Source organism: Austwickia chelonae NBRC 105200, assembly GCF_000298175.1.
Taxonomy (GTDB): domain Bacteria; phylum Actinomycetota; class Actinomycetes; order Actinomycetales; family Dermatophilaceae; genus Austwickia; species Austwickia chelonae.
Genome location: NZ_BAGZ01000008.1, coordinates 631,094 through 645,733 on the forward strand (window position 1 = coordinate 631,094; position 14,640 = coordinate 645,733).

At 66.5% G+C, this 14,640-nt stretch carries 16 protein-coding genes; 11 read left to right on the forward strand and 5 right to left on the reverse strand.

What is annotated here, in order from left to right; translation table 11 throughout:
• Positions 1-62: 62 nt before the first annotated feature.
• Positions 63-704 carry a CoA transferase subunit B gene (locus AUCHE_RS09510; RefSeq protein WP_006503087.1) on the reverse strand — a complete coding sequence of 214 codons (642 nt, stop codon included), beginning with the start codon at positions 702-704 and terminating at the stop codon, positions 63-65.
• A gap of 3 nt (positions 705-707) precedes the next feature.
• Positions 708-1,484, reverse strand: a complete 777-nt coding sequence (locus tag AUCHE_RS09515; protein ID WP_006503088.1) for a CoA transferase subunit A — start codon at positions 1,482-1,484, stop codon at positions 708-710.
• Positions 1,485-1,660: 176 nt separating this feature from the next.
• Between AUCHE_RS09515 and AUCHE_RS09520 the strand changes: the two genes are divergently transcribed.
• The gene (locus AUCHE_RS09520) at positions 1,661-1,924 is read left to right on the forward strand and encodes a peptidoglycan-binding domain-containing protein (protein WP_006503089.1); all 264 of its coding nucleotides are present in this window, start codon (positions 1,661-1,663) and stop codon (positions 1,922-1,924) included.
• A gap of 42 nt (positions 1,925-1,966) precedes the next feature.
• Here AUCHE_RS09520 and AUCHE_RS09525 read toward each other — a convergent pair whose 3' ends face one another.
• The gene (locus AUCHE_RS09525; protein WP_006503090.1) at positions 1,967-2,659 is read right to left on the reverse strand and encodes a TIGR03089 family protein; all 693 of its coding nucleotides are present in this window, start codon (positions 2,657-2,659) and stop codon (positions 1,967-1,969) included.
• Positions 2,660-3,112: 453 nt separating this feature from the next.
• Between AUCHE_RS09525 and AUCHE_RS09530 the strand changes: the two genes are divergently transcribed.
• Positions 3,113-3,382 (forward strand): WhiB family transcriptional regulator, encoded by a 270-nt coding sequence (locus AUCHE_RS09530; RefSeq protein WP_006503091.1) that lies wholly within the window; start codon positions 3,113-3,115, stop codon positions 3,380-3,382.
• Between the two features lie 14 nt (positions 3,383-3,396).
• On the opposite strand, the gene AUCHE_RS09535 is transcribed toward AUCHE_RS09530, so the two are convergent.
• A complete protein-coding gene (locus AUCHE_RS09535; protein ID WP_245706794.1) occupies positions 3,397-3,777 on the reverse strand; it encodes a metallopeptidase family protein in 381 nt (126 codons plus the stop codon).
• A 191-nt stretch (positions 3,778-3,968) separates the two neighbouring features.
• Between AUCHE_RS09535 and AUCHE_RS09540 the strand changes: the two genes are divergently transcribed.
• From AUCHE_RS09540 to AUCHE_RS09570, 7 genes are all read left to right on the forward strand, one after another.
• On the forward strand, positions 3,969-4,364 hold the full coding sequence (locus AUCHE_RS09540) for a DUF3499 domain-containing protein (RefSeq protein ID WP_006503093.1): 396 nt from the start codon (positions 3,969-3,971) through the stop codon (positions 4,362-4,364).
• A 73-nt stretch (positions 4,365-4,437) separates the two neighbouring features.
• Positions 4,438-5,850 (forward strand): phosphomannomutase/phosphoglucomutase, encoded by a 1,413-nt coding sequence (locus AUCHE_RS09545; protein ID WP_006503094.1) that lies wholly within the window; start codon positions 4,438-4,440, stop codon positions 5,848-5,850.
• Positions 5,850-6,056 (forward strand): Trm112 family protein, encoded by a 207-nt coding sequence (locus AUCHE_RS09550; protein WP_006503095.1) that lies wholly within the window; start codon positions 5,850-5,852, stop codon positions 6,054-6,056. Before AUCHE_RS09545 ends, AUCHE_RS09550 begins: the two co-directional genes overlap by 1 nt.
• Before the next feature lie 62 nt (positions 6,057-6,118).
• Positions 6,119-7,297 carry an SIS domain-containing protein gene (locus tag AUCHE_RS09555; RefSeq protein ID WP_143114830.1) on the forward strand — a complete coding sequence of 393 codons (1,179 nt, stop codon included), beginning with the start codon at positions 6,119-6,121 and terminating at the stop codon, positions 7,295-7,297.
• A 51-nt stretch (positions 7,298-7,348) separates the two neighbouring features.
• Entirely contained in the window at positions 7,349-8,728 is a 1,380-nt protein-coding gene (locus AUCHE_RS09560; RefSeq protein WP_006503097.1) for a mycothione reductase, read from the forward strand.
• A gap of 275 nt (positions 8,729-9,003) precedes the next feature.
• The gene (locus AUCHE_RS15690; RefSeq protein ID WP_006503098.1) at positions 9,004-10,491 is read left to right on the forward strand and encodes an Ig-like domain-containing protein; all 1,488 of its coding nucleotides are present in this window, start codon (positions 9,004-9,006) and stop codon (positions 10,489-10,491) included.
• Between the two features lie 20 nt (positions 10,492-10,511).
• Complete coding sequence (locus tag AUCHE_RS09570) at positions 10,512-11,171, forward strand: class F sortase (protein ID WP_006503099.1); 660 nt, start codon at positions 10,512-10,514, stop codon at positions 11,169-11,171.
• 53 nt (positions 11,172-11,224) lie between these two features.
• Here AUCHE_RS09570 and AUCHE_RS09575 read toward each other — a convergent pair whose 3' ends face one another.
• Positions 11,225-12,160, reverse strand: coding sequence for a DUF808 domain-containing protein (locus AUCHE_RS09575; RefSeq protein WP_006503100.1), 936 nt, complete (start codon positions 12,158-12,160; stop codon positions 11,225-11,227).
• Positions 12,161-12,362: 202 nt separating this feature from the next.
• Between AUCHE_RS09575 and ahcY the strand changes: the two genes are divergently transcribed.
• Entirely contained in the window at positions 12,363-13,829 is a 1,467-nt protein-coding gene (gene ahcY / locus AUCHE_RS09580; RefSeq protein WP_006503101.1) for an adenosylhomocysteinase, read from the forward strand.
• Positions 13,830-13,959: 130 nt separating this feature from the next.
• Positions 13,960-14,637, forward strand: coding sequence for an MtrAB system response regulator MtrA (gene mtrA, locus AUCHE_RS09585; protein WP_006503102.1), 678 nt, complete (start codon positions 13,960-13,962; stop codon positions 14,635-14,637).
• Positions 14,638-14,640: the final 3 nt, after the last annotated feature.

The following is a 14,640-nucleotide window of genomic DNA, read 5'->3' on the forward strand; positions in this document are numbered from 1 at the left end:
ACCGTCTATCGCGGCAGGGCGGGAAATAACGGTTCCTGTTGCCTACGGTCCTTCGCCGTCGCTCACCCCTGAAGCGCGACGGCGAAGCGCGCCCCGGTCTTCTCCCGGACTTCCTCGACCGTCACTTCCGGAGCTAGTTCCCGTAGGACGAGCCCGTGGTCGGTGACGTCGATGACTGCGAGATCGGTGATGATCCGCTGTACGACGCCTTTGCCGGTCAAGGGGAGGTCGCAGGCGCCCAGGATCTTGGGGGCGCCGTTCTTGGCGGTGTGCTCCATCAGGACGATGACCTTCTTCGCGCCGTGGACGAGGTCCATCGCGCCACCCATGCCCTTGACCATCTTGCCGGGGATCATCCAGTTGGCGATGTCGCCGGCCTCGCTGACCTGCATGGCGCCGAGGACGGCCGCGTCGACCTTGCCGCTGCGGATCATCCCGAAGCTCGTCGCGGAGTCGAAGAACGCCGCGCCCGGTAGGACCGTCACCGTCTCCTTGCCGGCGTTGATGAGGTCGGCGTCCTCCTCGCCCTCGTACGGGTAGGGGCCGGTGCCGAGGATGCCGTTCTCCGATTGGAGGACCAGTTCGACCCCCTCGGGGACATAGTTGGGGATCAACGTCGGCAGGCCGATGCCCAGGTTGACGTAGTCGCCGTCCTTGAGTTCCTGGGCCGCGCGCGCAGCCATCTCCTGGCGGGTCAGCGCCATGACTCAGGCCTCCTTCTGGCGCACGGTGCGCCGCTCGATGCGCTTCTCGGCGGCCTGCTCCGGGGTCAGCGCGACGACGCGCTGCACGAAGATCCCCGGGAGCTGGACGTCATTGGGGTCGATGTCGCCGGTCTCGACGAGCTGTTCGACCTCGGCGATGGTGACCTTGCCCGCCATCGCGGCCGGCGGGTTGAAGTTGCGGGCGGCCTCGCGGAAGACGAGATTGCCGAACCGGTCACCCTTCCACGCCCGGACCAGGGCGTAGTCGGTACGGATGGCTTCTTCGAGGACGAAGGCCTTGTCCTCGCCGTCGACGGTGAAGACGCGGGTCTCCTTGGGCGCCGAGGTCTTGACGACCTTGCCGTCGGCGTCGTGCATCAGGGGCAGTCCGCCGTCGGCGACCTGGGTGCCCGAACCGGTCAGGGTGTAGAAGCCGGCGATGCCTGCGCCGCCGCAGCGCATCTTCTCGGCGAGGGTGCCCTGCGGAGTGAGTTCCACCTCGAGTTCGCCGTGCAGGTATTGCTGTTCGAATTCCTTGTTCTCACCGACGTAGCTGGCTTGGATGCGGCGGATCCGCCCGTCCGCCAGGAGGATACCCAGGCCCCAGTCGTCGACGCCGCAGTTGTTGCTGACGATGTCCAGATGGGTGGAGCCTCGGTCGTGCAGGGCGCGGATCAGGACCTGGGGGATCCCGCACAGGCCGAAACCTCCGACGGCGAGTGAGGCGCCGTCGGGGATGTCCCGGACGGCTTCGGCTGCGTTCGAGACGACTTTGTCCATATCGGGCAATCTACCCCTAGGGGGTGGTCCTGCTGGGGGCTCACATGTGGTGGCTTGCGGCCGATGGGATCGGGGACGGCCTCGTGCGTCTTTCCGGCACATGAGGCGTCGACACATCGGATGGGATCCACTGGCCCGTCCGGCCATCGCTCCGCCGACGACGTGAGGAGAGGACCATGGACGGGACTTCTGGCGCCACCGGATTCGTGCACGACATCTGCCCCAACGGGCCTCACACCGGTCATCCGAGCCTCGTGCTGGGAACCAAGGGGGCGCATGTGGCGGAGGCTCAGCGTCTGCTGGGCGTCGGGGAGACCGGCGTCTTCGATTACGAGACCTGGGTCGCTGTGCAGCGTTGGCAGGAACGTGGCGGGGTCGACATCACCGGGGTCCTGGACCAACACAGTTGGGCCCTGTTGGACCCGGGCCGCGTCTGCTGAGGCGCCCGGTCCGGTCGTGTCGGCTCCTGTCGTGAGGCGCAGTCAGCTGTCGACGGCTTCGGAGGTGAGGATGCGCGGGAGGGCGTCGTCCTCGATCCGGGTGATCACCACCGACCCGTGGTGTGCCCAGACGCCGAGTGCTCGGCGGAGCAGGTCGTGTTGCGTGAGATGCCGGGCGTCGAGGTGGAACCGACGCCCGGCACTCGGCGGTGCGGATGCCAGCTCGGTGTAGGTCCAGGTCTGTCCGTCCTGGGCGATGAGGGCGATCTCCTCGGGGCTGATGTCCTCGCCGTCGACGAAGACATCCCCGTAGGTGGCCAGGTCTGCTGCTTCGTCCAGTGTCCCCCCGGGAAGGGGGGCGGAGGCTGATCTGGCGAGGGCGGGCAGGCTCACGAGGACCTGCACGGGGGCCCGCTCGCCGACGAGGGCCGTCGGGTCCGAGGTGACGGTGACCTCGGCCGGGGCGTCGTCGAGGTGGAGGGTGCCACCGCAGTTCCAGGTCGCCAGGGCCCAGTAGAAGGTGCGCCAGTGTCCGGCGGGCAGGTCGAGACGGACCGGGTCAGCAGGGGCGAGGTCGGCTTCTTCGACGAGGAGGTTCGAGGCCTTGGACACCCAGTTGTCGAGCACCCGCGCCGAGAGTTCGATGCGCTCGCCTTCCGGGCCGTACCAGGTCAGCCGCGGGGAGGTGGAGTCATCGGCCAGCAGGGCGCGGAGGATGTCGCGGGGTGTGGTCATCGGGTCACGTTATCGTGGGCTGCCGGGGCTGTTCCCTCCCGCGTCTCTCGACGCGGTGGAGGAGGTCTTCGGGGTGCGGGCAGAGAACGGCGGTGCCGGATTTCCCGGCAGGTGCGGTGAGGCCCATGGCTGTCAGTCAATCATCGACAGCGGGGGTCGCGGGTCGTTTTCGTCCAGAGAGTGATCTGCTGTCACCGGCGATCGTGACGACCTTTCCCGGTTTGGGGGAGGACGCGGCGGGAAAAGCCGCTGACCGGCCATGGATGCGGGCGTCCGTCTTGGACGAAAGCCCAGGTCCGATAAGGATTTTCCGCTTGACTGGAGCTGTATGGCACACGTGTAATTCCACTGTTGTCGCTCTCACGACCACCCGGTCGGTGGAGGTACGTACCGCTGTGTGCCCTGCCGTGTCCCCGGATCACCGGAGAGCATCTGGAACATGGAGGAGGGGCCATGCAGGAGCTGCGGTTGGTGTACCGCAATGACGCCGATATCGAGGAAAGCGAGCTGTCCTGGCAGGACCGAGCACTGTGCGCGCAGACCGACCCGGAGGCCTTCTTCCCGGAGAAGGGCGGATCGACCCGGGAGGCCAAGCGTGTGTGCGTGGGCTGTGAAGTGCGTGGCGAATGCCTCGAGTATGCCCTGTCGAACGACGAACGTTTCGGTATCTGGGGCGGCCTGTCGGAGCGGGAAAGACGTAAGCTCAAGCGCCGCGCGGTGTGAGGACGACGCTGCGGTCATCCACGGTCGTCGTACGAAGGGTCCAGATCTGTGGGGTCGACGTCCAGGGCGGCGGAGAGCTGCTCGACCACGATGTCGTTGATCACCAACGCCAGATCGCGGGGATCCTCGACCCGGGTCTCCACCGGTCTGCGATAGATCACGATCCGGGTGGGTAGACCGCGGTCCGACGGGAAGAGCCTGGACAGCGGGACCTGCTGGGGTTCCCAGGGCGCCGGGTCCGAGGGCGGGACCAGTTCGACGGCCAGTTCGATATTGCCCAGCCCTCTGGCGAATCTGCGTTCGATACGGTCCACCGCATCGAGCACCATGTCGTCGAAGGCGTCCGAGCGCGAACGGACGGCAGGCACAAGTGGCCAGGCCAGAGGGCCGCGCACGCCGCGACCGTGCCGGTCTCGACTGACACGCGGGGCGCGTGCCGGGTGCGCTGAGGACGGTCGCAGCATGTCTCCACTCTAACGTCCGACGGGGCCCTGGCCGTCCAAGGACGAGCGTCCTGACGACACGCCCCGTGGGCCCGCGTCGGCGCAGAAGCCACCGGGGGGTTACCCTCCTAAGCGTGACTGTCATGCGTCGGTGTTCGAAGACCGCTTGTTCCAGGGCGGCTGTCGCCACACTGACGTACAACTACGCCGAGCAGACAGCGGTGCTCGGCCCTCTGGCCACCTTCCCCGAGCCGCACACCTACGACCTGTGCGCTACCCATGCGATGCGCTTGACCGTGCCGCAGGGGTGGGAGGTCATCCGCCTGGTCGGCGACCTGGTGGAACGCGGGGAGGTCGACGACCTGCTCGCCGTGGCCGATGCGGTCAGCGCCCGCCCGCCCGCGCGGGTCAGTGAATCGCAGCGGCGCCAGGACGGCGAGGACGAGGAAAACCGGTTCTCCGGTACGGCCGGGGGCCGTCCGGCCACCAAGCCGGCGCCCTTGGGCCGCCCTCAGCTACGGGTCCTGCGCGACATCTGAGAGGTCGCTGCTCCGAGGCGCGGGCGCCCGGCCCCTTGCCCCTCGAGAGGCTCGTTGCGGATAGGCTTTCCGTGTGACCCATCGCAGGCTTTCGGATTTCATCAAGGCATATGACGTGCGCGGCACGGTCCCCGACCAGTTGGACGCCGACGTGGCGCGGGCTATCGGGGCAGCTTTTGCCCAGGTGGTGGCGCTCCCCGACGGGGCTCCCGGTGTGGTGGTCGGCCATGACATGCGGCCTTCCTCCCCTGAGCTCTCCAGAGCCTTCGCCGAGGGCGTCGCGGCCTTCGGTATCCCGGTCACGTTGATCGGCCTGTGCTCCACCGACGGGCTGTATTTTGCGTCGGGTTCGTTGGGCCTGCCCGGAGCGATGTTCACCGCCAGCCACAATCCTGCCCGGTACAACGGCATCAAGATGTGTCGTTCCCAGGCGCGCCCGGTCGGACAGGACACCGGTCTGGCGGAGATCACCGCGGTCGCGCAGGCGATTGTCGACGGCGAGCAGGATGTCCCGGCGCCCGGTGAACCTGGTGAGATCGTCGAGCGTGACCTGTTGCCCGAGTACGCCGATTTCCTCAGGGAGCTGGTCGATCTACGGCAGATCCGGCCCCTGAAGGTCGTCGTGGACGCCGGCAACGGGATGGGCGGGCACACTGTGCCTGCGGTGTTGAGCGACCTTCCCCTGGAGATCGTGCCCCTGTACTTCGAGCTCGACGGTACCTTCCCCAATCACGAAGCCAATCCGTTGGAGCCGGAGAACCTGCGTGATCTCCAGCGCGCGGTGGTGGAACAAGGGGCCGACCTGGGGCTGGCCTTCGACGGCGACGCGGACCGCTGTTTCGTCGTCGACGAGCAGGGGGACCCGGTCAGCCCGTCGGCGATCACAGGTTTGGTGGCTGCCCGGGAGATCGCCAAGCAGGTCGCCCTCGGGGTGCCTGCCGAGAAGATCTCCGTGGTCTACAACGTCATCTGCAGCCATGCGGTCCGGGAGGTCATCGCCGAGCAGGGTGCGCGGGGTGTGCGGACCAGGGTCGGGCACAGCTTCATCAAGAAGACGATGGCCGAGGAGACCGCGGTCTTCGGCGGGGAGCACTCCGCCCACTACTACTTCCAGGACTTCTGGTTCGCGGACACCGGGATGCTGGCGGCGATGCATGTCCTGGCGGCGTTGGGCGAGCAGGATCTTCCGCTGTCCCGTTTCGTGGCCGAGTTCGACCGGTATGCCGCTTCGGGTGAGATCAACTCGACGGTGTCCGATACGGCCGCGGCCACCCAGGCCGTCCTGGACTGGGCCGAGGCGCAAGGGGTGGACGTCGACCGTCTCGACGGGGTGACCGTGGAGTACCAGGGGTCGCCGAAGTGGTGGTTCTCCCTGCGGCCGAGCAACACCGAACCGTTGTTGCGGTTGAACGTGGAGGCTGTGGACGAGTCGACGATGGCGGACGTCCGCGATGAGGTCCTGAGCATCGTGCGGGGGCAGGGCTGATGTCCGCCCCGGTGGAGCCTTGGTTGCGGGAGATCCTGCGGTGTCCGCGGTGCCGGGGTGTCCTGGCCGACGGTGTCGACCCGGACGGTGCCCCGGTGCTGATCTGTGCGGGGCCCTGTGTGCAGGGTGAGGCCGGATGCCGGTACCGGATCGAGGAGGGCATCCCGGTACTCCTTCCCGACGAGGCCGTCGTACAGCAGTCCTGACCGTCCTGGAGTTCGGGGACGGCCACGATCGGAGTTCAGTATTCAGGCAGGGGAGGTCGCTGGTGCCGATGATCGACGAGGCCGCGCTGGACGATGCGAGGCGAGTGGCGGAGCTGGATTCTCGGGACACCTTGCGGGCGTTGGCGACGGCTGGCGCCCAGGTCCGTGAGGCGATGACGCTGGCTGTCGAGGCCGGGGTCGATCGTCTGGCGGGGCAGGGGCGCCCGCGTTCGGTGCTGGTGGCTTCCCTGGGTGGTTCGGCCGTAGTCGGTGACATCCTCGATCTTCTTGCCGAGCCGGGTTCTCCGGTGCCGGTGACTATTCGGCGGAATGTCCCGCTTCCTGGCTGGGTCGGCCCTCTGGACCTGGTGGTGGCGGTGTCGCTGTCCGGGCGCGCTCCCGGTCCGTTGGCGGTGGCGGCGGAGGCTGCCCGTCGCGGGGCGGCGTTGGTCACGGTGGGTGCGGCCGAGTCGCCGTTGGCGGCGGTGTGTGCTCAGGCCAGGGGTGTGCACATCGACTCCGGCCGGGGGCGGATCTCCAGCCGGACGGCCTTGTGGTCGATGGTCACTCCTGTGTTGATGGCTGCTGATCGTCTGGGCATCGTGGAGGTGTCCGACGCTCTTCTCCAGCAGGTGGCCGATCGGTTGGACGAGTGTGCGGAGACCTGTCGGCCGTCCTCGGAGGCTTTCGTCAACCCGGCGAAGGTCCTGGCGCTGCAGTTGGCGGAGACCGTTCCGGTGGTCCTGGGGGAGGGGGACCTGGGCGGCGTGGCAGCTCATCGTGCGGCCTCGATGCTGGCGCGGACGGCTCGGCTGCCGGCGACCCATGGTGCTCTGCCCGACGCGGCTTCCCAGGTGGTGGCGACCTTCGACGGGCCGTTCACCGCAGGAGGGGGCGACGGTGTCGCTTTTCCCCGGGAGCGGGATATCTTCGCCGATCCTTTCCTGGACGGTCCGGCTCAACCGCAGCTGGGTCTGCTGCTCTTGCGGGACGAGCCGGAGAGTATCGACACTCCGGAGGTGGCGGCTCGAGCGGCTCTGGTCGACGGGGTGGTCGCCACTGCGGAGGACGCCGGGGTGCGGGTGCTGACGGTGTCCCCGGAACCGGGCCCTGCGTTGGCGAGGCTCGCCGGGCTGATGGCGACGACGGACTTCACCTCTACTTATCTGGCCATCGGGCTGGGGATCGATCCGGCGATCTCACGGCATATCGCAGAACTGCGCGATCACACCCGTCGGTGACGGCTGGTCAGTCTTTTTCCGTGGTTCTTCGGCCCCGTTACCCTGGATGGTGTGGATCATGTCGACCTTGCCATCATCGGCTCCGGATCGGGTAATTCCCTGATCACTCCTGATTTCGCTGACAAGCAGGTTGCTGTCATCGAGTCGGGGGCTTTCGGGGGAACCTGTCTCAATGTGGGTTGTATCCCCACGAAGATGTTCGTCTATGCGGCGCATGTGGCCCATGTCGCTCGGGAGTCCTCCCGGTACGGTGTGGACGCCCGGGTGGAGGGTGTGCGGTGGCCTGACATCCGTGATCGGGTCTTCGGGCGTATCGATCCCATTTCCGAGGGGGGATACGAATACCGTCGCCAGGGGGAGAACACCAGGACTTATGCCGGCCGGGCCCGGTTCACCGGGCCGAAGGAACTGGCGATCTCGTTGAACGACGGGGGCGAGGTGGCGTTGTCTGCCGACCAGATCGTGGTGGCGACCGGGTCCAGCCCGGTGGTACCGAAGGTCGTTGCGGAATCCGGGGTGCGCTATCACACTTCTGACGACGTGATGCGTCTGGCGGAGCTGCCCGAGTCCATGGTGATCCTGGGTGGCGGTTTCATCGCTGCGGAATTCGCTCATGTCTTCTCCGACCTGGGGGTGAAGGTCACTCTCGTGGTGCGCGGGCCGGCTCTGCTGCGGAAGGAGGACGAGGAGGTCTCGGCAGCTTTCACCCGGATCGCGGGGGCACGCTGGGATGTGCGGTTGAACTCGCCGGTCTCCGCGGTCCGTCAGGGTGAGGGGCAGATCGAGGTGACCCTGGCCGATGGGTCGTCTGCCTGTGGGGAAGTGCTGTTGGTGGCGACGGGCCGGGCACCGAACAGCGCCGATCTGGACGTTGGCGCGGCCGGGTTGGCGATGCGTCCTGACGGCAGGATCGTGGTGGACGAATTCGGCCGGACGACGGTGCCGGGGGTCTGGGCGTTGGGGGATATCAGCTCGCCTTATCAGCTCAAGCATGTCGCGAACCATGAGGCGCGGGTGGTGGCGCACAACCTGACGCATCCGCAGGATCTGCGCCCGTTCGACCACCGGGCGGTGCCCTCCGCGGTTTTCACCATCCCGCAGATCGCCTCGGTGGGGGCAACCGAACAGCAGCTTCGCGAGCGGGGGGTGCCTTTCGTCTCGAAGGTGCAGCGTTATGGGGACACCGCTTACGGCTGGGCGATGGAGGATGTGGAGAGTTTCTGCAAGGTGTTGGCCGATCCGTCCTCCGGTGAGCTGTTGGGCGCGCACATCCTGGGGGTCGAGGCGTCGACGTTGATCCAGCCGTTGATCCAGGCGATGTCCTTCGGGCAGACGGTGTCGCAGGTCGCCCGGGGACAGTACTGGATCCATCCGGCGCTCACCGAGGTCCTCGAGAACGCTCTTCTGGGGGTGGAGGCAGCGCGGAGCTGAGTGCTTCCTCGACCAGGAGGCCCTTTTCCTCTTTTTTGGAGGAAAAGGGCCTCCCTTTATTTTTAGGTAAAATTACCTGCATGTGGAATGCAATATATTCATTTCTTGTCACCTGTGTGTATTGAACGAATGTTACAGTTTCCATACGGTTTTCAGGTGGTTATGATGGCCCGGTCAGGGTCTCCGTGGCTCGTTGAATAACGGCGGCCGACACTCTCCGGCCAGGGGAAATAACTTCCGGCAGTGCTGACCGGTTTTCAGGAAAGAACTTGAAAATGAGCACTCCTTCTTCGATAGATAAAAGCCATTTTCTTCCCCGTGCGATCGCCGGAGTCCTGGCCGTCTTCCTCGCCTTGTCCTCCCCGACGTTGTGGTCCCACGCCGGCGTCATCGAGAAGGCCATCACCTCGGTGAACATCCGGGAAGAGAAAGGCGCTCAGGGAGACAGCCTGACCTTGGACATGACGTGGAGCGTTCCTGACGGAACCCGCGGGGGCGATACTTTCACCCTGGTCCTCCCTGACCAGCTCAAGCCGTTGGGCGGCACCGGTTTCAACCTGGAGGCCCCCGACAAGACGGTCGTGGCAAAGGCGGTCATCCAGGGCCAGACGGTGACCTTCACCATGACCGATTACGCCCAGAGTCATATCAAGGTCCATGGGTCCGCCTATTTCACGGTGACTTTTGCCAAGGAGTTGAAGCCCGGGCCGAACGACCTGACCTTCCGGGTGGGAACTTCCGTCTTCAAGGACACGATCATCGTCGGTGAGAAGAATCCCAACGACCTGTCGAAGACCGCGACCAAGTGGGCCACGTGGTTGAAGTCGCCGTTGGCGCCGGGCGTCCCCGCAGGGTCCAACATCCTGTGGGGCATCATCGGGCCCAAGATCACCTCCACCCGTCCGATGACCTTTGTCGATACTCCCGGGCCTGGCCAGGAGATCATCTGCGGCTATGCCGTGATGCTCAGTGGGAAACGGAATGTCGGGGGAAGGCTGGACGGTCAAGGGATCGGTTTCCACAGGCCGACTCACTACGACATCATCTCCTGCAGCCCGAAGGAGATAGTGGTCACTCTCAAACCCACTTCCCAGCATGTCGGCAGCGTTCCCATGCTGCTGGGCGTCTCCCGGATGACCGACGGAACCTTGAAGTCCTACACCAATTCCGGGAAGGTCGTCGTCGGCAATGGCGCAATCCCGGTGAAGACCGAGCTGCTCTCTGCCGGCGGGACCGGCGGAGGAGAACAAACGCCGCCGGTTCGTCCCCCCCGGCCCAGGACAGTCACCACAACCGTGACAGTCACCGCGACCATGACTGTCACCCCTCCGTTGTCAAGCGCTTCGATCCCGGGGAGCTCCACCTCCACGACGAGCCGGCCACCGCTGCCGACCGCGCCGGCGACGACACCCGATTCGAGCACCACCACCGAATCGACCTCGTCCACGACAAGTCGACCGCCATTGCCGACCATGCCGGCCACGACACCCGATTCGAGCACCACCACCAGCACCTCCGGAGCGACGGTCGCGCCCACGAACAGTGGGCTGCCGACCACGCCTCCCGCCGGAGCCACCCCCTATCGTCCCGGCGTAGCCACTCCGGTGCCGGTGACGAAACGGAATATCGGCTCACCCCGCTATGTCGACACCGGTGTGCCTGACGAGGGCGGACCCGAATGGCGTCTCGTCGCCGCAGGCCTCGGGCTGATCGCCGCATCCGGTCTCGTTCTTCTCCTCGTCGGACGGCGGGAAGAACGCTGACCCAGGGAAGCACGGACCCGGTGACCCCGGTGCCTCCCTCGGAGAACAGAAGGAACGGCCACCGCCGGACGCTGCGAATACTCGCTCTGGCGGTGGCCGCCACCGGTGCCGGACTGTTCCTGCAGGGGATCGACCGTGACCCGGAAGCAGCACCCCTGCCTGCAGCGACCTTCGACGAAAGAGCACTCGGACACGCCTCCGACCCGGAACCGCCCGATCCGACGCCGATCAAAACCTACGGGCCTCGGCGCCTGGGCATCCCCGCGCTGGGGATCGACGCCCCCGTCCAGGACGAGGACATCGCCGGATCAGGTGCCCTGGTCATCCCCGGAGACCCCGCGACAGTAGGCCGGTGGCGGGACGGCCCGGAGATGTCCGCGACCACCGGAACCACCCTGCTGGCTGGCCACGTCAACTTCTCCGGTGTCGGACGAGGCGCACTGGCCGAACTGCACCGTATCCGACCTCGTGAACTGGTCGTCACCACCGATGCCGCCGGCCAGGTCTACCGGTGGCGGGTCAGCGCATCCTCCGTACACCACAAGGACGCGCTGCCCGCCTTCGAGGCCACCGGGCGGCGACAACTGGCCCTGATCACCTGCGGCGGGCCGGTACTGCAGACCGGACAAGGCCGCAGCTACCGGGACAATGTCGTGGTCTACGCCGACCCCGCACCCTGAACCCCGCCGACCACCGACCGCCGGCCGGGCAGGGCCGCCGACAGCGCCCCGGATCAGTGCGCGGAAGAGCCCGGGCGCAGATGGAGGAGAGCCACCACTACCGCGCCGACGACCAGGCCCACCGCGGCAGACCCCAAAGTGTTCGTCAGCCACCCCAGCAGTCCGGCGAGAGAACCGGTGGCCTGACGCACCGCCTCCTCGGCATGGTGCAACACGCCGTAAGGCGCCCGCCATCCCAGAGTGTCCGCGCCGACCAGCAGGATGTGGCCACCCACCCACAACATGGCCAAGGTGCCCAATGACACCAGCCCGGCCAGGAGACGCGGCATTCCCCGCACCAGAGCCTGCCCCACCTGCCGTGAAGACCGGGACCGCCTACCGGCCAGGTACAACCCGATGTCGTCCATCTTCACGATGAGAGCCACCACGCCGTAGACACCGACGGTGATCAGGATGCCCACGACCACCAGGATGATCGCCCGGGAGAGCAGAGGCTGGGTCGCGACCTCGTTGAGTGCGATCACCATGATCTCCGCCGACAGGATGAAATCGGTGCGGATCGCCCCGGTGACCATCTCCTCCTCGGCATCGGCGCCGCGCTCCCCGGCCGTCTCCTCGGGTAGCTGGCCGTGCCCGGAGACCTTCTCCCAGATCTTCTCCGCTCCCTCGAAACACAGATAGGTACCGCCCACCATCAGCAGCGGAGTGAGCAGGAAGGGCGCGAACTGGCTCAGCAACAAGGCCAACGGAAGAATCAACAGGAGCTTGTTCCGCAAGGAACCCACGGCGATCCGCTTGATCATCGGCAGCTCCCGGTCGGGAGTGAACCCGGTGACATACCGAGGAGTCACCGCCGCATCGTCGACGACCACCCCGGCAGCCTTCGCACTGGCCCGGGCGGCAGCCGCGCTGACATCGTCCACGGAGGCCGCGGCTGCTTTGGCCAGGACGGCGATGTCGTCCAGCAGTGCGACGAGCCCGCCGCTCACCGGTCGACCTGCACAGCCGTGGAGGCAAGAAGGGGAAGCATGCAGCGACTGTAGGGCACCGGACCTGACCGATCACAGATCAGCGGTGTACATCCGGAAGGCCCAAGACAACATCCAATCAAGAAGATCGTCCGGATTACACTGATATCAGGCCTGATTCGCAATGATGCGCAGGCGCCCCCTCATGTCGGGAGACCCACCGATGGCCCCAGAGCACCAGGTCAAGGACCTCAGCCTCGCACCTGCCGGGAGACACCAGATCCGCCTCGCAGAACACGAGATGCCAGGCCTGATGGCCATCCGTGCCGAGTTCGCCGACCTCCGCCCCCTCCGCGGCGCGCGCATCGCCGGATCCCTGCACATGACGGTCCAGACCGCGGTGCTCATCGAAACCCTCGTCGCCCTGGGCGCGCAGGTCCGGTGGGCCTCCTGCAATATCTACTCCACCCAGGACGAGGCCGCGGCCGCCGTCGTCGTGGGGCCGGAGGGTGCCGCCGAGGATCCCCGCGGAGTCCCCGTCTTCGCCTGGAAAGGGGAGAGCCTCGAGGAGTACTGGCAGTGCACCGAGAAGATCTTCACCTGGCCGGAGGACCGACACGGCGCCGAGGTCCACCCCAACATGATCCTCGACGACGGCGGTGACGCCACCCTGCTCGTCCACCAGGGCCGGGCCTGGGAGGATGCCGGATCGGTACCGCCGACCACCGCCGAGGACTCCGCCGAGGCCGCCGTCGTCAAGGACCTGCTCCGCGCATCCCTCGCCACCGACCGGAGGCGCTGGCACCGGGTCGCCGACCACATACGAGGCGTCACCGAGGAGACCACCACCGGGGTGCACCGGCTCTACCAACTCGCCGAACGCGGTCAGCTCCTCTTCCCCGCCATCAATGTCAACGACTCGGTCACCAAGTCCAAATTCGACAACAAATACGGATGCCGGCACTCCCTCGTCGACGGACTCAACCGGGCCACCGACCTCCTCATCGGCGGGAAGACCGCAGTCGTCTGCGGATACGGAGACGTCGGCAAAGGCTGCGCCGAGTCCTTACGCGGACAAGGAGCCCGGGTGATCGTCACCGAGATCGACCCGATCTGCGCACTCCAGGCCGCGATGGACGGCTACCAGGTCGCCCGGCTGGAGGACGTGGTCGGACAGGGTGACATCTTCGTCACCACCACCGGTTGCCGCGACGTCATCCGCACCGAACACCTGCTCGCGATGAAAGACAAGGCCGTGGTGGGCAATATCGGCCACTTCGACCACGAGATCGACATGGCCGGGCTCGCCCGCGTCCCCGGTGTGACGAAGACCGAGATCAAACCCCAGGTCCACGAATGGACCTTCGAGGCCGACACGCACGGGCCCCACCGCTCGATCGTCCTGCTCTCCGAAGGACGACTGCTCAACCTGGGCAATGCCACCGGTCACCCCAGCTTCGTGATGAGCAACAGCTTCGCCAACCAGACCATCGCGCAGATCGAACTGTTCACCAGACCGGAGAACTACCCGTTGGGCGTGCACGTCCTGCCCAAGGCGCTCGACGAGAAAGTCGCCCGGCTGCACCTCGACGCGCTCGGAGCCCGGCTGACCACCCTCACCCCGACCCAGGCCGACTACCTCGGCGTGCCGGTCGACGGACCGTACAAACCCGAGCACTACCGCTACTGAAGCAGGGCCGAGCCGGGGCAGGAACCCCGCACGACGGCCCCCATTTCCCGTCTGACCTTGGCTTATCCGACCAGAGCACTTGTGAACAGGTACTATTCGACCCGGGACAGCAGGGGAGAAGGGAACAGGCATGAAAGCACGCGTGCTCGTCGTCGACGACGACCTGGCACTGGCAGAGATGCTCGGGATCATTCTGCGCGCGGAGGGCCTGGACGTCGTCCACCGCGCCGACGGTCCATCCGGCCTGGACGCTGCCCGGGAGCTCAAACCCGACCTGGTGCTGCTCGACGTGATGCTGCCGGGCATGGACGGCATCGAGGTGTGCCGACGGATCCGCGCCGACAACGGGGTGCCGATCGTCATGCTCTCGGCCCGGACCGACACCATCGACGTGGTCGTCGGATTGGAGTCCGGCGCCGACGACTACGTCCTCAAACCCTTCAAACCGCAGGAACTGATCGCTCGGGTGCGCGCGCGTCTGCGTCGCGGTGAAGACCCCGAACCTGAGCGCCTCACCATCGGTGACCTCGTCATCGATGTCGCCGGCCACAGTGTGAAGCGGGGAGAGGAAGTCGTCCCGCTGACTCCGCTGGAGTTCGAACTGCTGGTGGCGCTGGCCCGTAAACCGTGGCAGGTGTTCACCCGGGAGGTGCTCCTGGAACAGGTCTGGGGTTACCGCCATGCCGGGGACACCCGCTTGGTCAACGTGCACGTGCAGCGGCTGCGCAGCAAGATAGAGAAGGATCCCGAGCATCCCGAGATCGTGGTCACGGTGCGTGGTGTCGGTTACAAGGCGGGCCCTAGCTGATCG